Annotated in this window: 21 protein-coding genes; 12 read left to right on the top strand and 9 right to left on the bottom strand. The window is 38.8% G+C overall.

Annotated features, from left to right (window positions below):
- The first annotated feature begins 36 nt into the window (after nt 1–36).
- On the top strand, nt 37–1,296 hold the full coding sequence (locus B9A52_RS18475) for a protoporphyrinogen/coproporphyrinogen oxidase (protein ID WP_084121860.1): 1,260 nt from the start codon (nt 37–39) through the stop codon (nt 1,294–1,296).
- The gene (locus tag B9A52_RS18470) at nt 1,293–2,678 is read left to right on the top strand and encodes an NmrA family NAD(P)-binding protein (RefSeq protein WP_084121859.1); all 1,386 of its coding nucleotides are present in this window, start codon (nt 1,293–1,295) and stop codon (nt 2,676–2,678) included. Before B9A52_RS18475 ends, B9A52_RS18470 begins: the two co-directional genes overlap by 4 nt.
- A 32-nt stretch (nt 2,679–2,710) precedes the next feature.
- Here the strand turns inward: B9A52_RS18470 and B9A52_RS18465 are convergent, their stop codons facing one another.
- Both B9A52_RS18465 and B9A52_RS18460 read right to left on the bottom strand, forming a co-directional pair.
- Nucleotides 2,711–5,074: a S9 family peptidase gene (locus tag B9A52_RS18465; RefSeq protein WP_084121858.1), complete on the bottom strand. Its 2,364-nt coding sequence runs from the start codon at nt 5,072–5,074 to the stop codon at nt 2,711–2,713.
- Between the two features lie 102 nt (nt 5,075–5,176).
- Nucleotides 5,177–5,509: an Hpt domain-containing protein gene (locus tag B9A52_RS18460; RefSeq protein WP_084121857.1), complete on the bottom strand. Its 333-nt coding sequence runs from the start codon at nt 5,507–5,509 to the stop codon at nt 5,177–5,179.
- Between the two features lie 238 nt (nt 5,510–5,747).
- On the opposite strand from B9A52_RS18460, the gene B9A52_RS25890 reads away from it, so the two are divergent.
- The 3 genes from B9A52_RS25890 to B9A52_RS18450 are packed head-to-tail and all read left to right on the top strand — an operon-like array spanning nt 5,748 to nt 7,018.
- Nucleotides 5,748–5,906 (top strand): hypothetical protein, encoded by a 159-nt coding sequence (locus B9A52_RS25890; protein ID WP_172805243.1) that lies wholly within the window; start codon nt 5,748–5,750, stop codon nt 5,904–5,906.
- On the top strand, nt 5,903–6,364 hold the full coding sequence (locus tag B9A52_RS18455) for a DUF2452 domain-containing protein (RefSeq protein ID WP_084121856.1): 462 nt from the start codon (nt 5,903–5,905) through the stop codon (nt 6,362–6,364). The genes B9A52_RS25890 and B9A52_RS18455 overlap by 4 nt, the downstream gene beginning before the upstream one ends.
- A 9-nt stretch (nt 6,365–6,373) precedes the next feature.
- Entirely contained in the window at nt 6,374–7,018 is a 645-nt protein-coding gene (locus B9A52_RS18450; RefSeq protein WP_084121855.1) for a DUF7255 family protein, read from the top strand.
- A gap of 10 nt (nt 7,019–7,028) precedes the next feature.
- Here the strand turns inward: B9A52_RS18450 and B9A52_RS18445 are convergent, their stop codons facing one another.
- Both B9A52_RS18445 and B9A52_RS18440 read right to left on the bottom strand, forming a co-directional pair.
- A complete protein-coding gene (locus B9A52_RS18445) occupies nt 7,029–7,646 on the bottom strand; it encodes a deoxynucleoside kinase (RefSeq protein WP_084121854.1) in 618 nt (205 codons plus the stop codon).
- A gap of 162 nt (nt 7,647–7,808) precedes the next feature.
- Entirely contained in the window at nt 7,809–8,702 is an 894-nt protein-coding gene (locus B9A52_RS18440; RefSeq protein ID WP_084121853.1) for a 3-hydroxyacyl-CoA dehydrogenase family protein, read from the bottom strand.
- A gap of 353 nt (nt 8,703–9,055) precedes the next feature.
- Between B9A52_RS18440 and B9A52_RS18435 the strand changes: the two genes are divergently transcribed.
- Nucleotides 9,056–9,883, top strand: a complete 828-nt coding sequence (locus B9A52_RS18435; RefSeq protein WP_084121852.1) for a CvfB family protein — start codon at nt 9,056–9,058, stop codon at nt 9,881–9,883.
- On the opposite strand, the gene B9A52_RS18430 is transcribed toward B9A52_RS18435, so the two are convergent.
- Nucleotides 9,880–10,239 carry an arsenate reductase family protein gene (locus tag B9A52_RS18430; protein ID WP_084121851.1) on the bottom strand — a complete coding sequence of 120 codons (360 nt, stop codon included), beginning with the start codon at nt 10,237–10,239 and terminating at the stop codon, nt 9,880–9,882. The genes B9A52_RS18435 and B9A52_RS18430 overlap by 4 nt on opposite strands.
- Before the next feature lie 107 nt (nt 10,240–10,346).
- Between B9A52_RS18430 and B9A52_RS18425 the strand changes: the two genes are divergently transcribed.
- Both B9A52_RS18425 and B9A52_RS18420 read left to right on the top strand, forming a co-directional pair.
- Nucleotides 10,347–10,835, top strand: coding sequence for a YkgJ family cysteine cluster protein (locus tag B9A52_RS18425; RefSeq protein WP_084121850.1), 489 nt, complete (start codon nt 10,347–10,349; stop codon nt 10,833–10,835).
- Nucleotides 10,836–10,884: 49 nt separating this feature from the next.
- The gene (locus B9A52_RS18420; RefSeq protein ID WP_084121849.1) at nt 10,885–11,814 is read left to right on the top strand and encodes an ROK family protein; all 930 of its coding nucleotides are present in this window, start codon (nt 10,885–10,887) and stop codon (nt 11,812–11,814) included.
- A gap of 202 nt (nt 11,815–12,016) precedes the next feature.
- Here B9A52_RS18420 and B9A52_RS18415 read toward each other — a convergent pair whose 3' ends face one another.
- Both B9A52_RS18415 and B9A52_RS18410 read right to left on the bottom strand, forming a co-directional pair.
- Nucleotides 12,017–12,421 carry a hypothetical protein gene (locus B9A52_RS18415; RefSeq protein WP_084121848.1) on the bottom strand — a complete coding sequence of 135 codons (405 nt, stop codon included), beginning with the start codon at nt 12,419–12,421 and terminating at the stop codon, nt 12,017–12,019.
- On the bottom strand, nt 12,414–13,664 hold the full coding sequence (locus B9A52_RS18410; protein ID WP_084121847.1) for a sterol desaturase family protein: 1,251 nt from the start codon (nt 13,662–13,664) through the stop codon (nt 12,414–12,416). The genes B9A52_RS18415 and B9A52_RS18410 overlap by 8 nt, the downstream gene beginning before the upstream one ends.
- 123 nt (nt 13,665–13,787) lie before the next feature.
- Here B9A52_RS18410 and B9A52_RS18405 point away from each other — a divergent pair, with 123 nt between their 5' ends.
- From B9A52_RS18405 to B9A52_RS18395, 3 genes are all read left to right on the top strand, one after another.
- A complete protein-coding gene (locus B9A52_RS18405) occupies nt 13,788–14,279 on the top strand; it encodes a DNA topoisomerase IV (RefSeq protein ID WP_084121846.1) in 492 nt (163 codons plus the stop codon).
- A gap of 34 nt (nt 14,280–14,313) precedes the next feature.
- The gene (locus B9A52_RS18400; protein ID WP_084121845.1) at nt 14,314–16,218 is read left to right on the top strand and encodes a DNA topoisomerase IV subunit B; all 1,905 of its coding nucleotides are present in this window, start codon (nt 14,314–14,316) and stop codon (nt 16,216–16,218) included.
- A gap of 220 nt (nt 16,219–16,438) precedes the next feature.
- The gene (locus B9A52_RS18395; protein ID WP_084121844.1) at nt 16,439–19,066 is read left to right on the top strand and encodes a DNA gyrase/topoisomerase IV subunit A; all 2,628 of its coding nucleotides are present in this window, start codon (nt 16,439–16,441) and stop codon (nt 19,064–19,066) included.
- A gap of 3 nt (nt 19,067–19,069) precedes the next feature.
- Here B9A52_RS18395 and B9A52_RS18390 read toward each other — a convergent pair whose 3' ends face one another.
- On the bottom strand, nt 19,070–20,473 hold the full coding sequence (locus tag B9A52_RS18390) for a DUF6055 domain-containing protein (RefSeq protein ID WP_084121843.1): 1,404 nt from the start codon (nt 20,471–20,473) through the stop codon (nt 19,070–19,072).
- 274 nt (nt 20,474–20,747) lie between these two features.
- Nucleotides 20,748–22,544, bottom strand: a complete 1,797-nt coding sequence (locus B9A52_RS18385) for an SLC13 family permease (protein ID WP_084121842.1) — start codon at nt 22,542–22,544, stop codon at nt 20,748–20,750.
- Nucleotides 22,545–22,819: 275 nt separating this feature from the next.
- On the opposite strand from B9A52_RS18385, the gene B9A52_RS18380 reads away from it, so the two are divergent.
- Entirely contained in the window at nt 22,820–23,152 is a 333-nt protein-coding gene (locus B9A52_RS18380) for a hypothetical protein (RefSeq protein WP_084121841.1), read from the top strand.
- The last annotated feature ends 231 nt before the right edge of the window (nt 23,153–23,383 follow it).

The following is a 23,383-nucleotide window of genomic DNA, read 5'->3' as shown; positions in this document are numbered from 1 at the left end:
CAATTTGCGTTAAAAATGGTCTCTAAAGAGAAGCTTATGTTAAACACAGAAATGGATATATATATTATTGGGGCAGGAATTTCGGGCCTTATTGCAGCATATGAACTTGAGCGCGCAGGTTTTAGCCCTGTTATTTTGGAATCAGATAAGGTGGTAGGTGGAAGAGTGAGGTCGGATTATCAGGATGGATTTATTTTCGATAGAGGATTTCAGGTCTTATTGACCGCTTATCCCGAAGCTCAAAGGTATTTGGATTATGATTCCTTAAAACTCAAAAAATTCAATCCTGGAGCGATAGTACTTAGGCCGGGCAATTTATTTACCATTCATGATCCTCTGCGCAACCCCTTGAAAGTTGTGAGCATGGCCTTTTCGTCCGTGGGTACTTTTATGGATAAGTTCAGGATTTTCAAACTGACGCAATCTTTGAAAAGTAAAAAAGAGGAAGAGATTTTCAATGAACCTGACAAGACGACATTACAGTTTTTAAGAGATTATGGCTTTTCGGAGAAAATCATTGAAAACTTCTTTATGCCTTTTTTTAAAGGGATTTTTCTTGAAAATGAACTGGAGACTTCCTCAAGAATGTTCAATTTTGTTTTCAAAATGTTTTCTTTAGGTCATGCTGCTGTTCCTGAAAACGGGATGCAGGCTATTTCAGATCAATTGAAATCCAAATTGACCAAAACTTCCATTCGGTTGAATACGGCTGTTAAAACTATAGATGGGAATCTTATTGAATTGGCTTCCGGTGAACGAATAAAGGCAGATAAAATCATCATCGCTGCAAAGCCTGATAAATTTCTTCCTCAGATGTTGGGACAATTCAAACCCTCCAGAAAAGTTGTCAATCTCTATTTCAGTTTGGAAAAATCATTTTTTGCCAGTCCCATGATAGGTTTGGTTACAGACAAACTATTTTTGGTCAATAACCTTGTATTTATGACAGATGTAAGCAAATCCTATTCAAAAACCGGAAGAGCGCTTTTATCCGTTTCTATCACCAAATCAGTGAAATTGGATGATAAACTTATTGAAAAGGTCAAAATAGAACTTGAAGCCCTGACTGATATCAAATCCGAACACTTTAAATTGGAAAAAGTCTATGAAATTGAGGATGCACTGCCTCAGATAGATGATATGAAATCCAGTATGCCTGCGACTCAAACAAAGATTTATGATAATGTATTTTTATCCGGAGACTATTTGCTAAACGGATCCATCAATGCAGCTATGACAGCCGGCCGAAAAGCAGCTGAGGCGGTAATTTTAAGTATTCAACCCAACATGCATTGAAAAAGACAATCGCAATTGCCGGAGCAGGAGGTTATATCGGAAGGTGGTTTATCCACAATTTCAAGGATAAATATAAGATTATTGCATTGAGCAGGAGGGAAGCGGTACAAAATCCCGACCCGGATGTGGAGTGGCGCAAAGTTGAACTCTTTTCAATTACATCCACCATTGAGGCCCTTCGGGGTGTTGATTATGCCATTTACCTGATTCATTCTATGAGTGCCCTTACCCGGCTTGACCAGGGCTCATTTGAGGATACTGATCTCCTGCTTGCCGATAACTTCTCAAGGGCAGCTCAGGCCAATAACATCAAACAGATTTTATATCTGGGAGGTATTTTGCCCAAAGATGTGGCAGAAGAAAAGATCTCCATTCACCTGAGAAGTCGGTTGGAAGTGGAGAAAACATTGGGTAGTAAAGGTGTTCCTGTGACGGCTTTGAGGGCGGGTATCATCGTTGGACCCGGAGGTTCATCATTTGAGATGGTACGTAATCTTGTCAGAAAACTCCCGGCATTGATGTGTCCAAAATGGACCAATTCGCAGACCCAGGCAATCTCTTTAAGAGATACCATGACCATTATGGATGTTTGCTTAGGCAATCCGGATGTTTTCGGAAAATCCATCGAAATCGGCAGTCCTGAAATTCTTACCTACAAGGGAATGTTGGAGGAAACTGCTCGGGTGATGGGAAAAAGGAGATGGATTTTTTCAGTACCTATTTTTTCAGTTGGGCTATCCAAGCTTTGGGTATCTTTTTTTGGAGAAACACCCATGAAACTTGTTTCGCCTTTGGTCGAAAGTCTAAAACATACCTTAACCCTCTCTGAAGAACTGAGATTCAAAGAAAAGGAAATAGATTATTTATCCTTCAGGGAAAGTGTGCTTGAAGCTTTGAATCCTGAAAACAAGCTTCCCAAATTACCAAAATTCAAGAATGAGAGGGAGGTGAAAAATACTGTCCGGAGTATTCAGCGCATGCCAAATACCCGACATAAAAGCGCACTTTGGGTTGCCAACAGGTATAAAGTATGGCTTCCGACATTTTTTAGATTTCTGATCAATGTCAAAGAAAATGAAAGGGGTGATATTGGCTTCTTTATGCTGAAAGGGAAAAAGCCTATGTTGCAATTGACCTGGATACCTGATAGAAGTGACATCAAGCGCCAGTTGTTTTATATTACAGGCGGATGGCTGGTAAAGCGGTTTGACTATGGCTGGCTCGAATTCAGGGAAGTAATGAATGGCCGATATATGATCTCAGCCATCCATGAATTTGTGCCCAGGTTACCCTGGTTTGTTTATATCAATACCCAAGCCAGAATACATCTTTGGGTAATGAACCGGTTTAGGGATTATTTGGAAAAGTACAAAGGTTTTTAACTTTATAAAACCAATAGCTTTTCATCAACAAATTAATCAATCAAGGTATCATTGAACAGTTTCAATATCCTTTTGTATTCGTCTGTCCAACTACTGGGTTCTACAAATCCGTGGTCTTCCACTGGATAGACAGCCATTTCCCAATTGTCTTTGCCCAATTCAATCAGCCTTTGTGCCAAGCGGACCACATCCTGAAAATGCACGTTGACATCCACCATTCCATGAGCTATCAGAAGGTTACCTTTGAGACCCTCAGCAAAATAAATAGGAGAGGAGCGTCGATATGCTATTGGATCATTGAAAGGTTCATTGAGGATATTGGCAGTGTAACCATGGTTATAGTGGGCCCAATCTGTAACTGATCTTAAGGCTGCACCTGATTTGAAACTTTCGGGAGCATTAAACAAAGCCATCAGTGTGATAAATCCACCATAACTTCCCCCGTAAATACCAACTTTTTCAGGATTGACATCATAGTTTTCAACCAGGTATTTTACACCATCTACCTGATCTGAAAGGTCTTTTCCTCCCATATGCCTATAGATCCCTGTTCTCCAATCCCTTCCATAACCGGCACTTCCCCTATAATCAATATCCAAAACAGTATATCCGAGTTCAGTAAGTAAATTATGGAACATATACTCCCTAAAATAGCTGGACCACCATTTATGAACATTTTGGAGATAGCCTGCCCCATGAACAAAAATCACCGCAGCTCCATTTTTCTTTTCCGGTTCAGGAACATATAATCTTGCAGGAACCATTTCTCCATCAGAAGCCTTGAATTTGATCAGTTGTGGATCCCTCCAATTATATGATTTAAAAGCTTCACTTTGACCTGAGGTCAATTGCTGGGGTTGAGATTGAGGAGTGTTGGCCTGCAGGTATAATTCCCAAGGCTTATTGCTGTAGGAATATAAAATTGCCATATTCTTTTCATCGGGAGAGAGACTAACATCATTGTTTCCAGTCATTGAAGTCAGTTTTTCCATTCTTCCACCCATCAAAGGCATCATATAAAAATGTCTTTCTCCAGGATGGACTTCTGAAGTGGTGAGGTACCAAAACTTAGTATTTTTTGAAATTGAAGGATTAAAAACCTCAAATTGACCAGAAGTCAATGCTTTCTTTTTCCCGGAATTTATGTCTAAGATGTATAAATGGGAATAGCCGGTTTCCTCTGATTGGAAATAGATGTGTCTGTTGTCCGGAAGCCAACCTAATGTACCTCCACCAAATCCCCAACCTATGCCAGGTCCGCCTATCCAAGCCTCATCTCTTTGTCTGTCCAATATCTTCAATTCCCCTGTCTTCAGGTCAAGCAAAGCAATCCACCTATCCTTATTATCAACGGATCGGATATTGACTACGGCATTTTTACCGTCATTGGAAAAAATTGGAGCAGATAGCAAAAGATCTCTTTCTTTTTCTTCCCAATCTTTTTCAGGATAATCTTTGACATAGTCAGGTAAATCTTTGATTCCTGGAAGATCTTTGGTAGAAACGAAAAATACGGTATCCCTTTCCAGGTCATAAACGGCTAATTCTGTAGTGGAAGGCTTGTCCCCAACCTTTGACCTCGCAGGAAGGTTTACAGTATAGCCTGTGGCATCTGTATAATCCGGGACGTCAGTTCTTTTGTTTTCTGTTCTTGAGAAGAAAAGCATTGTGGCAAATTTTTCATCCGGAGATAATTGAAGGTTTGCCAGTGATTTTCCTCCTAAATAGTATGAAAAAGGTTCTTTTTCTTTATTAGCATCATTATATGATTTGGTTTTCTCTTTTTTATCCTCACGCTCTTGAATGACTGAAAGTAAGGAAAGGTTATCTTCCTTGAGCCATTTTTCTCTTTCTGCAGATTTCTCTTCTTTTTCCTGTGCTTTCGTACCTGTACGGATAGAAGTTACTCTTTGAAGTTTTCCAGAACTTATATCCAAGACGTATAAATTATTTGACATTTCAAAAGCAATCCTACCTTCGTTTGCTAAAAATGTGGGGTTTGAAATTCTATCTCCAAGTTTGATAAGGTTGCTTCTGTTTTCTGATGCAATGTCGTACAGGATAATATCACTGTTTTTGGCAAATATTTTCTTGGTTTTAGCCAGATTGGATTTCGCATTTGAAGGGACACGTTGTCTTTGTTCCTGAACAGATACCTTCTCGGGTTTTTCATTTTTCCCTATTACTATCCTATGGAGAGAATCGGCAGGGTCATTTTCAGCTCTGTACATAAAATATATTGCCTGTCCTTTTTCGTCCCATTGTATATTTTGAGGAAAATTTCCTATCCATTTTGGATCCTGCATGATCTTTTCAACGCTAAGGGATTGTTGGCTCAAAACAACTGATTGAAACAGTAAAAGCAGGGAAATACTTATTAGAATTCGCTTTTTCATAAATGATTGGGATACTTCAATTAAAGTAGATACTTCCAAAGATGTTGCATCTTGGCTGAATAATGAAATAAAAAATGGGCAGAAGGGAAAAAATAATGATGATTACAATGAATCTAAAAATGTGTGCAGTTCTTTCTCAATTATTTCTATATGTTGTAACAATTCATCGAATTTTGATTGAGAACCTTCCAAATCCGATTCAATGGATTCAAGGATCTTTCTTGTTTGCATAGCACCTATATAACTCATACTAGGTTTGGCCTTATGACACCTTTTTTTGATCATGGACCAGTCATTTTCCAAATAAAGCTGATCCATGTTTTTTAAATCCTGAAGATTTGAATCCAAAATGATTTGGATCATTTCCTGCAGCATTTCTTTATCGTCGTCGCCAAAATACTGAAAAATGGTTTGAGGGCTAATGAGTTGATACATAAAATATTCGTATATCCGATTTTTTGTATATAATATTCAAATTTATGTATTTCAAAATTAAATTAATCTTTTTTGATTTATTTTTTTAAAATCCTTTTAAAAACGGCCTAAATACAAGATAAATGCGTCATTTAAGCGATAATCAAAATTGAAGTCTTCTTTTTAACTCCGAAAGAATAGTTTAATTTTGAAATTTAAAACATCCTGTTGTAAATGTAAGTTAGTTATCTTGAAATATATGAAAAGAAACAAAATTATATTTTTGGTTTTGGCAATAATTTTCGCTCTTAGTATGCTATGGATAGGAGTGGATATGTCAAGAAAAACTACTTTTCCAGGTTCAAAAGGGAATCTGAAGGAGAGAATAGCCCCATCTGATTCTTTGGAAAAAAAATGACTGGAAAACAGAAAATTGATATCGATAAAATAGACCTTGAAAAAATGAAGGAAAAGACCACGGATATTCCTGGTCTTTTGCCCTACGCCCATCAAAGTGGGAGTGCTATTATTAAACCCGAAGATAAGGGTAAAATTACCGGTAGGGCCGTTGCGGCCATGCATTCGCAGACTGATATGCAGATGGCACAAATCTATCAACAGATGCAGCTTTTGGCGGACCAAGCCAAAAAGATTCAGAAACGTGTGGAAGTATCCGAAAGGATTTATAAAACCTCCATGGGTTTTGAACCTTTAATCAACCACCATTACTTTTTGTATGAAAAGGAGGACGAAACAGATTTTCTGAGTTTGGTAGCCCCTGAAGAATGGGGAAGAAAAAAAAGATATTCCAAATTTATTGCTGAAGTAAAGTTATTGGCAGACCATACTTGGGAAATTATCAGAAAAGGTGATTAATTTGACCCAATGCATCAGATCAAAGTCCAGCATCTTATAACTATTCTGCGTCTTTCAGATTTGCCTGTTGAGGCAGACTTCAATCTTGAGGTCAATCCATCCTATTTAAATGGAAAAGGCGAGACACTTTTGAAAGCGGTATTTGAGGACCTTAAGGGAAAGGGTAGAATGCCCATCTTAGAAAGGCTGAAAATCGACTTCAAAATAAACAGATTTTTGTTTGTTTATGATGACGCAGTTCACTTTAACAGGTACCGTTTGTCCACTTTGAAGTCTGAATTATATTCTACCTTTTCTTATCCATGGGTGGACAGTTATAAAAGACTTTGCAGAAATTTTGAAAGAGAATGTTTGAAAGCAGGACTTCAGGATAGAATCTGGAACGGTCCTCCCATTGCTTCCAAGGTTTTTGGAAAAAGTGAAGAGTATGGGGACCTTTCCGGTAATGGTTCTGCGGGATGGAAACTAAATGCTTATAATGATGTGCAATATGATCTGATCACAAGATTGCACGGTTTCAAATTGGTAAGAATACCGGTTTATGAAAACCTGATGACAGGCGGAAGTTTGAAGAAAATTGATGACTTACTGTTAAATCCAAAAGAAGAAAACCAACAGATGTTGCTCAATTGGATTTCCAGAAAATTGATTTAGGGGATTATTGTCAGGAAAACAATCCGTACATCTCCCTGTCAATTCTTTCCACGATGGAAGAAAAATCCTCCTGATATTCGACAAAATCCAATTGGTTGACATCTATGACCAGAAGTTTACCCTTATTATAGCCTCCAATCCATTCTTCATAGTGACTGTTGAGATTTTTAAGATAATCTATCCTTATGGCGTTTTCATAGTGTCTTCCCCGCTTTTCAATCTGACCGACAAGCTTTGGAATATCTGCTTTAAGATAGATCAATAAATCCGGAGCTTTGACAAAATTGATCATGGAATGAAAAAGATTGAGGTAATTCTCATAATCCCTTTCAGATATCAATTTGGATTTGTGAAGATTGGCCGCAAAGATATAGGCATCTTCATAGATGGTCCTATCCTGAATTACAGAAAGTCCGGTTTCCCTGATTCTTTTGATCTGATTAAATCTACTGTTCAAAAAATAGACCTGAAGGTGGAATGACCAACGCTTCATATCTTCATAAAAATCTGCTAAGTAGGGATTATTTTCGACTGCTTCCAATTCCGCATTCCATCCATAATGTTTGGCCAATTTGATGGTAAGGGTGGTTTTTCCGCTACCGATATTTCCGGAAACTGCTATATGCATATTTTGTCCTTATGGTTATCCGCTTTTTTGCCAGCAACTCAATTTTCTAATACAGACATGACGGAAGACCGAAGTCGGAAGCCCGGAGAACCCGACATTTCAGTCTTCAGGCAAGAATTAAATTGAATTGTCATGCTACTGGCAACTTTGCGTTCATATATGTTATTTTTTTTCAAATCTTTCTGAAACCTTCAATTCTTTGCTTCCCGCAGTGTACTTATAAAAGCCCTCACCTGTTTTTGCGCCTTTATAACCCGCTTCCACCATATTGACCAATAGAGGACAAGGGGCATATTTAGGATTTCCAAAGCCATCATGTAAAACTCTCAAAATAGAAAGACAAACATCAAGACCAATAAAATCCGCCAATTGTAAAGGTCCCATAGGATGCGCCATGCCCAATTTCATTACTGTGTCAATTTCCTCAATTCCCGCCACACCTTCATACAATGTGTATATGGCCTCATTGATCATAGGCATCAAAATCCTATTTGCTACAAATCCCGGATAATCATTGACTTCCACAGGTACTCTTTCAAGTTTCTTGGCCAATCCCATGACTTGATTTGTGATTTCATCTGAAGTAGCATATCCTCTGATTACCTCCACCAACTTCATGACTGGCACCGGGTTCATAAAGTGCATTCCGATCACTTTTTCAGGTCTTTTGGTGGACGCACCTATTTTGGTTATGGAAATGGACGAAGTATTGGTCGCTAAAATTGTTTTCTCAGGACAGAGTTCATCCAATTGTCTGAACAAATCCAATTTGATAGAAATGTTTTCGGTTGCAGCTTCCACAACCAAATCAGCATCTTTCACACCTGTAGACAACTCAGTAAATGTTTGGATATTGATAAGAGCTTTTACTTTGTCCTCTTCGGATAAGGAACCTTTGGAGACCTGTCGGTCAAGATTTTTGGAAACGGTAGCCAAAGCTTTGTCAAGAGCTGCCTGCTGAATGTCAATCAGGCTCACCTGATAACCGAATTGGGCAAAAACATGGGCGATTCCGTTACCCATAGTTCCAGAACCAATGACTGCAATATTATTCATAACAAAATGGGTTTATATTCAATGATTTAAATGATTCTTTGAAAAAATGTCCACCAATGGGACAGAGTTTTCTTTTGATCGAATGCCCAAATCTACTTTGATTAAGAAGATTATCCAATTCCTAATTGCATAAATTGGTCAACCTTTCATTGTCAAGTTAGACTGTAATTTGAGAATCTGACCGGATTAAAGTTTGGCTTTCAAATTTTTAAGATTTTATGTGATTACATCGATCATATTTTTGAAATCTTTATCCTTCATCAAGCACAGGTGATTTGTTAGCATTTAAGGTTTTAAACCTAACAGGTCAAGGTAATCATTGAAATATGACATTGTAAGGTTAACTTTGGAGCATGAAAGAATTAGGAATTATCAACAGTCTTCTGATCAATAGGTTTACTGCAAACGGAGCATATCTTGCTTTGCATGATGGTGGAGAGGTCCTTCTTCCAAAAAGTTATTTGAAGGGAGAAGAGAAAGCAGGAGAAGAATTGGAGGTTTTTATTTATACAGATAGTGAAGACAGACCTGTTGCTGTTACCAATAGACCCATTGCCCTGTTGGATGAATTTGCTGTCATGGAGGCAAAAGAAATCACAAAATTTGGAGCATTTGTTGATTGGGGACTTCCCAAAGACCTTTTTGTCCCCAAAGCCGAGATGGGAAAAAATATGGAAGTCGGCGGAAAATATCTGGTGAGGGTTTGCCGGGATTTCAGAACTGACAGGTTGATAGGAGTTTCCAAATATGAGGACTTCCTGATTAAGGATACCCAGGGTTTTGAAGCAGGTCAGCAAGTGGAAGCCTTGGTTTTTGATGAGACTGAACTTGGTTTTAAAGTATTGATCGAAAATAATTTTGAGGGCTTGTTGTATAAAAATGAGGTGTTCGAGAATATTGAAATAGGGGATAAGATCAATGTTTTCATCAAGAAGCGGCGGGATGATGGTAAATTGGACTTGCAGCTCTTGCCTATCGGAAGGGTAAAATATGAAGAAGGGGCGGAAAAAATTCTGGAAGTCTTAAAAGTCCGGAAATTTTTGCCCCTTCATGATAAATCATCCCCTGAGTCTATCAAAGAGTTGTTGGGAATGAGTAAAAAGCATTTCAAACAGTCTATTGGTCAACTGTATAAAGCCAAAAAAATTCTGATTAAGTCTGATGGAATTGAACTCGTCTAGTCCAATCTTAGTATGTCATTTGGGCTAATGCAAAGCACGGCCTTTTCTCTTTTAATGGCTATAGGCGCTTTGAGTAAATGAGGGTTTCTGATCAGAATATTCAGCCATCCTTCATCGTCCCAGGTTTTACCTGCAATTTTGTTTTGGTAATCAGGATGTGCACGATTGAGTAGGTCTTTGGGACGGAGCTTTAATTTATCTAATATCGACCTCCAACCGGTCATGGTAATACTTTCTTTTTCGATATTGATTTCATTGATGTGTTTGGCTACTGTTTGAGCGTAGGCTCTCATTTGCTTATCCACGCTATGCGCCGGATTGTAATAAAAGAAGAGTTCATTTGGATGCATTTTCATAGCTTGACGAGATAGGAGTCTTTAATTTAAGCTATTATGCTTAATAAACAAAATATACAATTGTAAAATTTTAACTTTACGGTAGTAAAATTTTCATAAGCAAATAGATGAATTTAGAAAATTTCAAATATCGGAGCAATACAGAATATATTAACCATAAGAAACTGCTTGCCAAACTCAAACGAATCAAGTCCAAAATTCTTGATCAAAGCTTTTCAGATGCCCATGAAGAAAAATTCAAAAAAATGGACTGTTTGGAATGTGCCAATTGCTGCAAAACCACCAGTCCAATTTTTATACAAACCGATATTGATCGATTAGCAAAGGTTTTTGCCATGAAAAACTCGGAATTTGTGAAGCAATATCTTCATAGAGATGCGGATGGTGATTTTGTATTAAACAGTTCGCCCTGTCCTTTTTTGAATGATGACAATACTTGCCTGGTTTACGAAGAGAGACCCAAGGCTTGCAAAGAATATCCCCATACGAATAGAAAGAACATGCATGGGATTTTGAATTTGACTCTGCAAAACACCTTGGTTTGTCCGGCAGTATTCGAAATTTTTCAAGACTTTGAAAAAGATTTTAGGAAGTAAGCCAATCTCTTTACTATTTTAGGGGCTTAAACCTATTGAAGATATAGCGATGGATAAAGAGCAAGAACATTTTTTGGGTGTTGATGTTGGTGGTACCCACTTGAAAATCGGATTGGTAAACAAACAGGGTGAAATTATTTCTTTTGATAAGATCGATACTGCCCCTTATAGGGATGACCCAAAAGGCTTCAATGTTCGTTTTACTGAAGGAATGGCAGACATCCTCAAAAAGTATCCTGAGGTAAAAAAAGTAGGAATTGGTCTTCCTGGTCTAATTTCAAAAGACAGGACCACTACTTTGGAAATACCAGCTATTCCTGGGCTCAATGGCTACAATCTTAAAGGGGAATTGAAAAAAATGTATCCCGGGATTTCTTTTTATTTGGAAAATGATGCCGCCGCCGCAGCTATTGGTGAGTATAGGTACGGCAAAAACAACCCTCCTGAAAATTTCCTTTTCATAACCATGGGTACTGGGATTGGAAGTGCATTTGTATTGGATGGTGAGATTTTTAAAGGTGCCAGGGGCAATGCCATGGAAATGGGACATATGCTTTCGAGAGGAAATGAAGGACTCGAAAGATTGATAGGAAGAAACGGAATACTCAAAATAATGGAAAGGTTTATCCAGGCATACCCAAGGTTGGCAGGAGAACTTGAAAACAAAGAACTCGGAACGCATCTTCTAGTGGATACAGCGCAAGCAGGTAATGAAGTGTCCTTGATGGTCTTTGAAGAAGTCGGTAGGATTTTGGGAGAAGCAATTGTGTCTGTCGTCCGGGTATTGGACGTGACCCATGTATATTTTGGCGGAGGTATTTCAGCAGGTTTGGAATTTATGATGCCATCCTTGGAAAAAACAGTCAGACAATATCTCACTCCATATTATGTAAAAGACCTTAACCTAACGAAGGCAACACTGAGAAATGATGCCGGTACTTTGGGGGCCGCCGCTTTGTGTTTTATGGATGATGAATAAGAGATTGTAAAATTAGAAGAACTTGGCCGTGGCGGATTGAAAAATTGTAATATAAAGGCTTAATGGGGTTTTGAAATCCTTTTTCAATCAAAAAAATATTTTGAAAGCCATTGGAGCTAATATATTTTTACATTATCCCAATTATTGAAAGTTTTAATTTTCAAGTCTTGAATCTTGTGTCTTGGATCTAAAGTCTATTTTTTCACTTCAATCTCCCAGGCTCGAGGGTACTGATAGTGACTTCACTTACACGACTGTAGGCATTCAAACGGAAAATGGCTTTTAAAGGGTCCTTCGTCTTTTCAGGATTTGGACATTCCGGGCCAGGTTCCAAAAAATAAATGAAAAAGGTCTGACTTCTATCAGCCAATTCTACTTTATCAGGTCTGCCAAAAGTTTTGATCAAAGCTTGGTTGTTTTTTCCCAAAAGATCATTTTTGACTTCCCTGAAATCTTCCAAGTCGGTTAACCTTAGACCTAAACAACCATTACGATCATTTTTCCAATTTTCAAGATCAACATTAGCCAATTCAACTTTTCCTGAACAGGAAACCAATTGCATTACAATAAACAGTAATCCAATGGCCAATAAGGGATTTTTATACATTCTGGGGAGTTTTATTGACAGCTGTCTGGAATTTTTTTACTGTGCCTGAATTATACCAAAGCCAAATGTAGGATACACCAGCATAAGCAAAAAGAATAAACTTGGATATATTTTCCGGTATTAAGCCAACGAGAACAAACCATATTGAAACCGCAAAAACCGCAACCCGGATTATTTCTTGCAAATGGTACCATTTGTTTTGCTCAAAAATTCCTGAAAAACTAACCGTTGTCCAAATGATCAAAAATGAAAGCCCCACTTTAGTGGCAGCATCAATCTTGTCCAAATTGAAAAGAAAAAAGGCTGTCAATCCCATCAATATCACATATTGAAAAAAAACATACCAATTCAAAGGCGGTGGAACTACTGTATCGAATTTCCTATATTCAGGTCCGACATCTTTTACAGGTCGGTATCCTCCGAGGTAAGCCGGAAGCCAACCTGGTTTATTGAACAAATACCTGATTTTATCCTTCCAATTTTTGATCATGGATATTTCCTGCTTCATATTGGCATAATGGGCGATATTGACCCATACCGGATTCCAACTGTTTACAGGCGTGGTGATTCCATAAGTTGGTCTTTCTTCTTCCTCTTGAAAAGTACCAAACCATTTGTCAAAAATGATGAAAGTCCCTCCATGATTTTTATCTATGTACTTAGGGTTTCTGCCATGATGTACCCTGTGATGGGAAGGCGTGTTCATGAATTTTTCCAAAAAACCCATCTTCCCAATGACTTCTGTATGTATCCAAAACTGATAGAGCAGGTTTAATCCTGACACCAAAACCAGGAAAACCGGATCAAAACCAATAAATGCCAAAGGCAAATAAAACATAAAGGTCCATATGGTCTGGGTTGAACTTTGTCTCAGGGCTACGGAAAGGTTATATTCCTCAGAGGAATGATGGACCACATGTCCACCCCAAAACAGATTGATCTCATGACTCATTCTGTGCGCCCAATAATAGCAAAAATCATATAGGAAGAACAGGATAAAGAATGTCCAAATGTTATTGGGGATTTGGAAGAAAGCGAATTTTTGAAAGAAAAAAGTATAAACACCTATGGAGAGCACTTTAAGAAAAACACCTGTTACCTGAGAAATTACCCCACAATTGATGTTGGTAATCGCATCATTTAATCTGTAACTCGGATTCTTCTGAAATCTCAAAACAAGTAATTCAATCCCCATCAGGATAAAATACATCGGAATGGCAATGACGACAGGACTCAAATTCATCTTAAAATCAGCTATTTGGGTTTTAACAATTGAAAGCTAAAGATAAAAACCCAAAAAGGAAAAAAACAGTTTCAGAAATGCTTGGCATTAATTTTTATATTAGCGCCCAAAATCAAATTATCTATGTATTATCGATTCGGAAAAGTATTTCATTTCTTATCAGTCCTGCTTTTTATAATTATTTTTCTTTACACCTATTCTGCTTTACCTGATCAGGTAGCTTATGAAATTGACAGTCAGGGATCGATGTCAAAAATTATTTCCAAAAACACCTTTTTTTATTCTGGAATAATTCTATTTCTAGTATTAAATGTAATTTTAATTACACCTGGTAAACTTATTGAAAATCAAAGTACTAAAAACATCAAAAGACTTTTCCCTATCGGGGATGTGTTCAGAGATTATATGTTGACATGGATTTACAGCTTTGTTGGAATCATCAATATTTCACTTTGTATCATGAGTATATTTGTACTTAGCATCAACAACCAAAATGAAATAAGTTCGGGAGAATTCAACTTTTTCTTTTACTTAATCCCTGTATTTTTTGTAGTTTGGATTGTTGGATTGTTTTGGATTTTGCTCCAAAAATTCAAATCCTTGCAGTCAAATTAATTATCTATCAAGTCTTAAATCATTACTTAAATACATGGCAGAAAACGTTCAGTACAATGAGGACAGCATCAAGTCGTTGGATTGGAGAGAGCATATCAGGTTGAGGCCGGGGATGTATATCGGTAAACTTGGGGACGGCAGCGCACAGGATGATGGTATATATGTATTGGTCAAAGAGGTTCTTGACAACAGTATCGACGAACACATGATGGGCTATGGGAAAACCATAGATATAAAAATTTCCGAACACCGGGTAGAAGTAAGGGATTATGGCAGGGGGATTCCTTTGGGCAAAGTGATAGACTGTGTTTCCAAAATCAATACAGGTGGAAAATATGACTCAGGAGCATTTCAGAAATCAGTCGGGCTGAACGGCGTCGGTACCAAAGCTGTCAATGCCCTTTCAGATTATTTCAAGGTCCAATCTTATAGAGAAGGAGAAACCAAAGTGGCTGAATTCGAAAAAGGTATTTTGAAGGAAGACAGAAAGGTAGAAAAGTCGTCTGAAAGAAATGGAACAAAAATCATTTTTACTCCTGACGCATCTGTTTTCAAAAATTATCATTTTATACCTGAATATCTCGAAAACCAAATTTGGAATTATGCATTCCTGAACGCAGGCCTGACTATTAATTATAACGGCAAAAAGTTTTTCTCTGAAAGGGGTCTTTATGACCTGTTGATGCGAAAAGTGGATGAAGACTCTATCCGTTACCCTATCATTCATCTTAAAGGGACAGATATAGAAATGTCCATGACCCATAGCAACCAATATGGGGAAGAATATTACTCCTTTGTCAACGGGCAGTTTACTACGCAGGGCGGTACCCACTTGGCAGCATTCAGAGAAGCGATTGTAAAGACCATCAGGGAATTTTACAAAAAGGATTATGATGCTTCGGATATCCGTCAAAGTGTAGTTGCAGCTATTGCAGTACGGGTTCAGGAGCCTGTTTTTGAATCCCAGACCAAAACCAAATTGGGTTCACAGAGTATCGGGCCTGATGGACCTACGTTAAGAACTTTTGTCAATGATTTTGTAAAAACAGCACTGGACAATTATTTACATAAAAATCCCGCAACTGCGGACGCTTTATTAAAGCGGATTTTGCAATCTGAAAGAGAGAGAAAAGAAATTTCAGGAATCAAAAAACTGGCTAATGAAAGGGCTAAGAAAGCCAATCTTCATAACAAAAAACTCCGGGATTGCAGGGTACATTATGATGACCCCAAAGCCAATGAGGAAGCAAGAAATCAGACCATGCTTTTCCTTACAGAAGGTGATTCTGCCTCAGGTTCCATCACCAAATCAAGGGATGTGCAGACACAGGCAGTTTTCTCTCTTAGGGGAAAACCACTGAACTGTTATGGAATGACCAAAAAAGTGGTCTATGAAAATGAGGAGTTTAACCTGCTTCAGCATGCATTGAATATTGAGGATGGCATTGAAAATTTACGATACAGAAAAATAGTGATTGCCACGGATGCAGATGTGGACGGGATGCATATCCGTTTGCTGATTATGACTTACTTCCTTCAGTTTTTTCCTGATTTGGTTAAAAATGGTCACCTGTTTATCTTGGATACGCCGCTTTTTAGGGTGAGAAATAAAAAAGAGACCATCTATTGCTATACCGACGAAGAACGACAGCGGGCCATCCATAAATTGGGTAAAACAGCTGAAATCACCAGATTCAAAGGTTTGGGTGAAATTTCCCCAGGAGAATTCGGGAAATTTATTGGTGAGGAAATCCGACTAGATCCAATTATTCTCAAAAAGGAAACAAAAATTGCCGACCTGCTAAGTTTCTACATGGGCAAAAACACCCCTGACCGTCAGGTATTTATCATCGATAACCTGAAAATAGAAAAAGACATCGTCCACGATGACCCAAGCGTCAACCAAGCATCTGCAGAGGAGGAAAGTGAAGCGGCATAAAAAAGACCTTTCATGTTAGACCTTTGAGGTTTTCAAAACCTCGAAGGACTTTAACTTAGAAGGTGTTTTAAAACATCAGCGGTCCAAAGGCTAAAGACATTTTAAAACATCAAAAATCTTGATCACTGATTTTCCTTAAAACCTCTTAGCAAACAAAGACTTAACTGGTCTAATTTCAATTTTGGTAAAGAATATCCAATTGAAAACCCATTAACAAAGAATGAGCGAAATTAACAATACCCCTGAAGAAAACGACGAAAGCCTGCACGAGTCCCTCCCGGTGACAGGGATGTATAAAGATTGGTTTTTGGATTATGCTTCTTATGTGATTTTAGAAAGGGCTGTGCCTGCCATTGAAGATGGTCTGAAACCTGTTCAGCGCAGGATACTACATGCCATGAAGGAGATGGATGATGGCCGATTCAATAAAGTGGCTAATATCATCGGTCAATCCATGCAATACCACCCACATGGTGATGCATCCATCGGTGATGCCATTGTCAATCTGGGACAAAAGGAACTGCTGATTGAAACTCAAGGTAATTGGGGTGATATCCGTACCGGGGATGGGGCTGCAGCCTCACGTTATATCGAGGCCCGGCTTTCTAAGTTTGCTTTAGAAGTTGTCTTCAATCCACAGACTACCGAATGGCAATTGTCTTATGATGGGAGAAAGCGTGAACCTATTACTTTACCGGTTAAATTCCCATTATTGCTTGCCCAAGGTGTTGAGGGTATCGCTGTAGGATTATCCACAAAAATCCTTCCCCACAACTTTATAGAACTGATTGAAGGCTCGATTCAGATCCTGAAAGGGGAGAGGCCTTACCTGCTGCCGGATTTCCCAACAGGAGGACTTGCTGATTTTTCGGAATACAATGAAGGTCAAAGAGGCGGTAGAGTAAAGGTTCGTGCAAGGATTGAGGAAGAGGATAATAAAACCTTGTTAATCAAAGATATACCATTTGGTACAACTACCAATTCTTTGATCGAATCTATCATTAAAGCCAACGACAAAGGTAAGATCAAAATCAAAAAGGTGGTGGACAATACCGCCAAAGATGTAGAGATACAGATCCAATTGGCACCCGGTCAATCTCCCGATATGACCATTGATGCACTCTATGCCTTCACAGACTGTGAAGTCAGTATTTCACCCAATGCCTGCGTGATTATTCAGGATAAGCCGGTTTTTCTTTCAGTAAACGATATCCTTCAATACAATACCAAGCAGACCAAAGAACTCCTCAAAAGAGAGCTTGAAATCCGCAAAGGGGAATTGATGGAAAAACTCCTTTTCTCTTCTTTGGAAAAGATCTTTATTGAAAACAGGATATATCGGGATATTGAGGAGTGCGAAACTTGGGATGCGGTGATACAGACCATTGACAAAGGTCTGGAACCATTTAAGCCTGATTTTTATAGAGAGATTACCACAGAGGACATTGTCCGCTTGACAGAGATTAAAATCAAAAGGATTTCCAAATTCGATGCTTTCAAGGCGGATGAACTGATGCGCAAACTTCAGGAAGAATTGAAGGAAGTCAATTACAACCTGAGACACCTGACGGAATATTCCATTAAATATTATCAAAACCTTTTGGATAAATACGGCAAAGGCAGAGAACGAAAAACAGAAATCAGGGCTTTTGACACCATTGAAGCAACAGTAGTCGCTGCAAATAATGCCAAATTGTATGTGAACAGGGCCGACGGCTTTGTGGGATATGGACTCAAGAAAGATGAATTTGTCTGCGACTGTTCTGATTTGGACGATGTCATCGTGATTCGAAAGGATGGCGTTTGCGTCGTGACCAGAATACAGGAGAAAGGCTTTGTGGGAAAAGATATCCAGCATGTGGCTGTTTTCAGAAAAGGAGATGAACGAATGGTTTACAATTTGATTTATCTCGATGGAGGTTCAGGAAAAGCCATGGTAAAAAGATTCCAGGTTTTGGCAGTCACTCGGGACAGGGAGTATGACCTGACCAAGGGCACCAAAGGTTCCAAAACACTTTACCTGACGGCGAACCCTAATGGAGAAGCGGAGATAGTAACAGTTTATCTGACCCAAGGGGCGAAGGCAAGGGTAAAAGTCTTTGACTTTGATTTCAGTACCATAGAAATCAAGGGAAGGGCGGCAGGAGGCAATATCCTGACCAAATATCCGGTGAGGAAGATTCAATTGAAAATGGAAGGGGTTTCGACCCTTGGAGGGCTTGATATCTATTACGACCCATCTATCGGTCGACTCAACACAGACCAAAGGGGCAAAAAAATAGGTAATTTCTTGGGTGAAGATAGGATAGTGGTTTTCTACAAGAACGGAGATTACGAACTGACCACCTTTGAATTGACCAATCGATATGAAGCTGGCAATGTTCAATTAATCGAGAAATTTGATCCGGGAAAGGTTTTTTCAGCCATTTACTATGATGGCGCAAGCAAGACTTTCTTTGTGAAGCGTTTTTTGATTGAAACCACAACCATCAACAAGAAATTCAACATTATTTCTGACCATAAGCAATCCTACCTCAAGTTGGTTTCCACAGAAAAGCAACCTCAGGTTAAGGCCCTGCTGCAAAAAGGCAAGGACCAGGAAGAACACGAGTACGATTTGGATATGTTGATTGATGTGAAAGGCTGGAAAGCCATCGGAAATAAACTGTCCTCCCATCAAATCCTCGAAATCAACCTGATTCAGGCAGAACCAAAAAATACCGAGGAAGAAATTATATCCACTGAAGAAGAATCCCATGAATCCGATGATGACTTAGAAATAGGTTCCACCATTGAATTTAAGATCAAAAAAGAAGATGAGGATAAGGATCAATTGGATTTGTTTTAGAAGCTATAGTCTTAAAATTTTGGTATTTGTGAATTTAACCTTATATGGCCACTGTTCGTCATTGGATTCATCTTCATCCCACGCATGAGGCAAATACCGGTTGGGTGCGCCGCTGACTACAAACCAAAGCTTGCTACAATTTTGTGGTACTTCGAAGTTGGCTACACCCGTGGTCCCTTGGTTCATATCCCCGTAAACCCTTTGGCCATTTTCAAGAAGTGCCACATAGCCATATCTCCATCCAGCATTGCCCTGATCCAATGTTAGATTGTATCCAGGGGCATTGATCAATCCTGTGAAAACACCGGAAACCGTTACACCCCCGGTAGGAACTTCGAGCGGAATCACATTATAACCTGAAGTTCCCGGTGCAAAATCATATGTCACCTGGTAACTGCCATCATCCAATGTTTGAAAATTAAATTGCTGTTTCCCGATATAAGCATTTCCGTATTGCCTCAATCCACTAATATCCCAGGTGACCATTTTGCTGGCAGCTTCAAAAATTTCATCATTGAATTGTGTAACAGAAATCCCGGTAAGTCTCATGTAGGCCTGAATTGGATCTTCAGGATTGAGCGCATTTCTCCATAACTCACCGATAAATTCTTTTCCATGCTTTTCAGTCCAATAGTAATGAATGAAATAACTGGCATACCTATACCATTCATGGCAAAGATGTCTATGGTAGTTATTTGTATATACCTGAAAGTTACTGGTAGTAAAGATCTGCTCTGGATAAGATTGCAAAGCCTGCCATTGAGCTGTTTGTTCCCAAAATCCGTTGCCACCGTTTCCGCCAAAACCATATCGGAAACCACTGCCACCCTTTAAGTCACAGAAGACTTGATACTGAAAGCTATGGCCGATTTCGTGGGCAATATCAGAACCTACAGGCTTGCAGGTTGCAGGATTTATCCAAAGAGCTCCAATGACATCATCGTATCCTGCTCCAAAAGCCATCCAATCTTCTGTATAAAACAAGAAAATCATCATTTTATATTTATTCAGGTTTGATTGGCCAAGCGCTGTATTTGCAAAGGCAAGCTCCTCAACATTGAGTTTATAATAGGACTCAGCCTTGGTCAATAAGTCATCTATATTTACCCGATAAAACTCTGGAACTTCCGATGAATTGGGGTCATTTCTCCCATATTTTTTATCCCAAAAAACAATGAAATGCTGCGACTGTCTACTGCGCTGATAGCTCCAAGTACTGTTGTTATTGGACAGATCCATTCCTGAAAATTCTTTAGGCACATAAATTTTTGATATATCAAGTTCAGTGCCTCCAGGCATTTTAGGTAATTCCTTTTCTGTACAGCTCGCCATATATAGTCCAAAAAACATCATGGCGAAAAATCCAAACCCTTTATGATTGAGCAGCCTAGAAAATATTTTGATCATGTCTTTAGCAGAGGTTTAGGTTCAATCACGAATTTGTCATTTTCCTTATCTCAGGAAAATTTAAAACTAACTAATATATGCAACTGAAGATAATACCATATTGTCCGATACTTATAGTCCTTTAACCGATAAGTCAGAATATTACAATTGGTTGTCGGATTCTTTGGATTTTCATGGAAAAAGTAAAGAAATTAATTCCCTAAGCTATTTTTATCAAAACAGCGTTGGTAATCCCTTTATAATGGACTTTTAGAAAAAAAAATGTCGCTTTTCCTTATAAGTAAAAGGTATAGAAAAAGGCAACTGTTAAGACTATGAACAAGAGAGTCATTCCGCTTCCAGCTTTGATATAATCCCTGTTTTTGTATCCTCCCGAGGACATCATCAATGCATTGACCTGATGGGTGGGCAACACAAAGGAATTGGAAACACTGATGGCGGCCAGCAATACCAAAGGCCTGGGATCCAAGCCTGCTATTTCGGCCATTCCGATAACCAAAGGAGCCAACACTACCACAGCACCGATATTGGACATAAACAAAGAAAAAGTTGTAGCCAAGAGGGTAATGGCTATCACCAAAACCAATACAGATTGGCCCTTGATAAGTTGCATCATATTTTCTGCCAGAAAGTAGGCAGCTCCGGATTTCTGCATCGCTACACCTAAGGGAATCAAACCGGCCAATAAGAAAACCACTTTCCAATCAATAACCTTATAGGCTTGCTGAATGCTGATGACACGGGAAAGAATCATAGCCATAGCCCCGGTCATAAATGCCAAAGCTATGGGAACGCCCAAAAAAGTAAGCATAATGGCGAAGGTAAAACTCGCAACAGCCGGAATCGTTTTTTGCTTGTTTTTAGGCTCCGATTCGATGGGCGTAGCCACAATCAGATCAGAGGTTTCTTTCAAGGCCCTGATATTGTCCCAAAGTCCATAGACAATCAGGGTATCCCCAAGATCAAATATATGGTCTGAAAAATCACCTTTGATTTCCGCCCTTTTGCTGAAAAGTATCAAAGGCTCTAAACCAAATCGCCTTCTAAAGCCAAAATCCCTTATTGATTTTCCTATCATTTCAGAACTTGCAGGAAAAATAATCTCTGCAAAACCTGATTCCTCAGGCTTATCCAATCTGTTGAAAATGGATGGAGCCGAAATCTCGGACAATCCAAATTCTTGTATCGTTGCTTTTACATCTTCCTCTCTGCCAAGAATGGCCAAAATCTGTCCTTCCTGAAAGGCAGTTTCCCGCCAAGGGGCATAAACGATGTCTTCACCTTTGGATAAGGCTATAATATTCAACTTTAATTTTTTCCAAATACCCGAACTTTCGGCTGTCAGACCTATCAATGGACTGTTTTTTTGTATGGATAAATACCAGATTTTTTTAGAAAGGCTGAGGGTATCCATCAATTTTTCCTGACCCGACTTTTTTGTTTCCAAGTTGCTTTCTTTTGGCAAGACGGAACTGCCCAATATGAAAAAATAAAGTACTCCGGCAATCAGTAATACTGCTCCGATCGGAGTTACTGCAAACAGACCATAGGGTTCAAGATCCGCATTCTTTAGCAAATCATTGATCAGAATCAGGTGTCCTGATCCCACCATAGTCAGGGAGCCTCCCAAAATCGCTGCAAATCCAATCGGCATGATCAATTGGGAAACAGGAATTTTGGTTTTTCTGGAAATCTCCAATGTTCCTGGAAGAAAAAGCGCTGCAGCACCTATGTTTTGCATAAATGCAGAAAGCGTACCCACTGAAATGGATAGAAACCCGATGATTTTATTCTTGTTATGACCGACTTTTGAAAGAATAGCTTCAGAGAATTTTTCCATGACTCCCGTGGTGGTGATGCCATATCCCAAGATCATCACCGCTATCATAGAAATCACGGCATTACTGGAAAAGCCGACCAACATTTCATCGGTGGTCAAAACACCCGACCAGCCCAAGGCAAGCATACAAATAATGGCTACTACATCTATTCTGAATAGCTCAAAAACCATCATTATGACAGTTGCTATCAAAATGCCTAAAACAATGAGTATCTGAGGGTCCATTTCCATGAAATAATAAATTGGGGAAGTACGGCAAAATTAGTGATGAAAAGATTCCTTTATTGGTGCCAATTGTTACAATTCAATCCAATTTGCCCAAAATCATCGGCATACCAAAGGAATAGTTAATCTATCTGAACTTTACCATTAAAATTTGAGAAAGATTTATTGGATCATTTATTGCTTCCTGTTAAGTAGAGACTAATTGAAATTGGCATTTATGAAGATGATGGAATCTCTTAGTCAAAAAAAACAGAAAACAATAATTCAAGAACCAAAACATCATGAGCGATCAAAATAAGAATAAAAAAACAACAAAAGATCAAGAAGAGGCAGCTAAAGACAGCTTGGATCGATTACAGGAAAAGAATCCCGATAAGGAATATGAGTTAACTCCTGAGGACAGAAAGGCCCTCGGACCAAAAGACCTGAGCATGGATGGCGGAGATGATGAGGAATTGCTGAGAAGAAAACGTAAGGTTGATTTTGCAGGAGAGGACCTTGATATCCCCGGAAGTGAATTGGATGATGCACAGGAGGAAATAGGCAGTGAGGACGAAGAAAACAACCTTTATAGTCTGGGGAGTGACGATAATGAAGAGCTTGAGAGGGAGTAGGGGGTTGATGTGTATACAGTTTAATGTATATAGTTTTATCTACTTATTTTGAACAATTAGGTTAATCCATTGGTAAACTATGCCTTTTGTTTACTACTTTGGAGCGAAGAGAGGCTTTACTTTTGAAGTGTCTAGAAATGGCACAAATTTTTTTCTTACACTATCCCGATAAGGACACTATCCCGATAAGTGTGTAAACTTTAAATTTTCCGGTCAATCCACTTTACCATA

Source organism: Aquiflexum balticum DSM 16537 (assembly GCF_900176595.1).
Taxonomy (GTDB): domain Bacteria; phylum Bacteroidota; class Bacteroidia; order Cytophagales; family Cyclobacteriaceae; genus Aquiflexum; species Aquiflexum balticum.
This window is presented reverse-complemented; position numbering and strand designations above follow the sequence as displayed.

Bases quoted from the DNA above. Each gene is read 5' to 3' on its own strand.
- B9A52_RS18475 (WP_084121860.1), top strand. From the start codon at position 37: ATGTTAAACACAGAAATGGATATATATATTATTGGGGCAGGAATTTCG.
- B9A52_RS18465 (WP_084121858.1), bottom strand. From the start codon at position 5,074: ATGAAAAAGCGAATTCTAATAAGTATTTCCCTGCTTTTACTGTTTCAA.
- B9A52_RS18460 (WP_084121857.1), bottom strand. From the start codon at position 5,509: ATGTATCAACTCATTAGCCCTCAAACCATTTTTCAGTATTTTGGCGAC.
- B9A52_RS25890 (WP_172805243.1), top strand. From the start codon at position 5,748: ATGAAAAGAAACAAAATTATATTTTTGGTTTTGGCAATAATTTTCGCT.
- B9A52_RS18455 (WP_084121856.1), top strand. From the start codon at position 5,903: ATGACTGGAAAACAGAAAATTGATATCGATAAAATAGACCTTGAAAAA.
- B9A52_RS18450 (WP_084121855.1), top strand. From the start codon at position 6,374: ATGCATCAGATCAAAGTCCAGCATCTTATAACTATTCTGCGTCTTTCA.
- B9A52_RS18445 (WP_084121854.1), bottom strand. From the start codon at position 7,646: ATGCATATAGCAGTTTCCGGAAATATCGGTAGCGGAAAAACCACCCTT.
- B9A52_RS18440 (WP_084121853.1), bottom strand. From the start codon at position 8,702: ATGAATAATATTGCAGTCATTGGTTCTGGAACTATGGGTAACGGAATC.
- B9A52_RS18435 (WP_084121852.1), top strand. From the start codon at position 9,056: ATGAAAGAATTAGGAATTATCAACAGTCTTCTGATCAATAGGTTTACT.
- B9A52_RS18430 (WP_084121851.1), bottom strand. From the start codon at position 10,239: ATGAAAATGCATCCAAATGAACTCTTCTTTTATTACAATCCGGCGCAT.
- B9A52_RS18425 (WP_084121850.1), top strand. From the start codon at position 10,347: ATGAATTTAGAAAATTTCAAATATCGGAGCAATACAGAATATATTAAC.
- B9A52_RS18420 (WP_084121849.1), top strand. From the start codon at position 10,885: ATGGATAAAGAGCAAGAACATTTTTTGGGTGTTGATGTTGGTGGTACC.
- B9A52_RS18415 (WP_084121848.1), bottom strand. From the start codon at position 12,421: ATGTATAAAAATCCCTTATTGGCCATTGGATTACTGTTTATTGTAATG.
- B9A52_RS18410 (WP_084121847.1), bottom strand. From the start codon at position 13,664: ATGAATTTGAGTCCTGTCGTCATTGCCATTCCGATGTATTTTATCCTG.
- B9A52_RS18405 (WP_084121846.1), top strand. From the start codon at position 13,788: ATGTATTATCGATTCGGAAAAGTATTTCATTTCTTATCAGTCCTGCTT.
- B9A52_RS18400 (WP_084121845.1), top strand. From the start codon at position 14,314: ATGGCAGAAAACGTTCAGTACAATGAGGACAGCATCAAGTCGTTGGAT.
- B9A52_RS18395 (WP_084121844.1), top strand. From the start codon at position 16,439: ATGAGCGAAATTAACAATACCCCTGAAGAAAACGACGAAAGCCTGCAC.
- B9A52_RS18390 (WP_084121843.1), bottom strand. From the start codon at position 20,473: ATGATCAAAATATTTTCTAGGCTGCTCAATCATAAAGGGTTTGGATTT.
- B9A52_RS18385 (WP_084121842.1), bottom strand. From the start codon at position 22,544: ATGGAAATGGACCCTCAGATACTCATTGTTTTAGGCATTTTGATAGCA.
- B9A52_RS18380 (WP_084121841.1), top strand. From the start codon at position 22,820: ATGAGCGATCAAAATAAGAATAAAAAAACAACAAAAGATCAAGAAGAG.